The sequence below is a fragment of the Morganella psychrotolerans genome, from assembly GCF_001676155.1.
Lineage (GTDB): Bacteria > Pseudomonadota > Gammaproteobacteria > Enterobacterales > Enterobacteriaceae > Morganella > Morganella psychrotolerans.
On the sequence record NZ_LZEW01000027.1, the window covers coordinates 1 to 694 of the forward strand.

The 694-nt window shown below is 48.8% G+C and carries 1 tRNA gene and 2 rRNA genes; all 3 read right to left on the minus strand.

Annotation, left to right across the window (positions count from 1 at the left end):
• Window positions 1-114: ribosomal RNA gene (locus AYY16_RS15075) — 23S ribosomal RNA — on the minus strand; the annotation flags it as partial.
• 325 nt (window positions 115-439) lie between these two features.
• A tRNA-Glu gene (locus AYY16_RS15080) sits at window positions 440-515 on the minus strand.
• A gap of 82 nt (window positions 516-597) precedes the next feature.
• Window positions 598-694 (minus strand): 16S ribosomal RNA (locus AYY16_RS15085); the annotation flags it as partial.

Consider the following 694-nt stretch of genomic DNA (forward strand, 5'->3'; position numbering starts at 1 on the left):
AAATCGTCGGCTATAACGGTTCATATCACCTTACCGACGCTTATCGCAGATTAGCACGTCCTTCATCGCCTCTGACTGCCTAGGCATCCACCGTGTACGCTTATTCGCTTAACCTCACAACCCGAAGATGTCTTTTGGACGGGTCGCTGCGCGTCATAGTGTCTTTGTCGGTCGGTGCTCGCAATGCTCACATACCTGAGTATGCTCCGCTTGCTGTGCGCCGGCCTTCGCGACACTATTTAGCTCGCTTCCCCTCGAAAGTCATTGCTTTCAAAGTTGATTGGCTGAGAGACTCATCAATATCACCTCGGTGATAATATTGATTGTTTCAATTTTTCAGCTTGTTCCGGATTGTTAAAGAGCATAATGATTAAGCTGACTGTTAAAATCAGTTTAATCATTACTTTTTGCAGATGACTTTCACTCCTCTGCGCAAAACTGGCGTCCCCTAGGGGATTCGAACCCCTGTTACCGCCGTGAAAGGGCGGTGTCCTGGGCCTCTAGACGAAGGGGACATTAGTCAGCTTCGCAGACGCACTCTTGCTCGTACTTTTATCAGACAATCTGTGTGAACACTCACATTCTCTACCGACTAGGTAAGGAGGTGATCCAACCGCAGGTTCCCCTACGGTTACCTTGTTACGACTTCACCCCAGTCATGAATCACAAAGTGGTAAGCGCCCTCCCGAAGGTT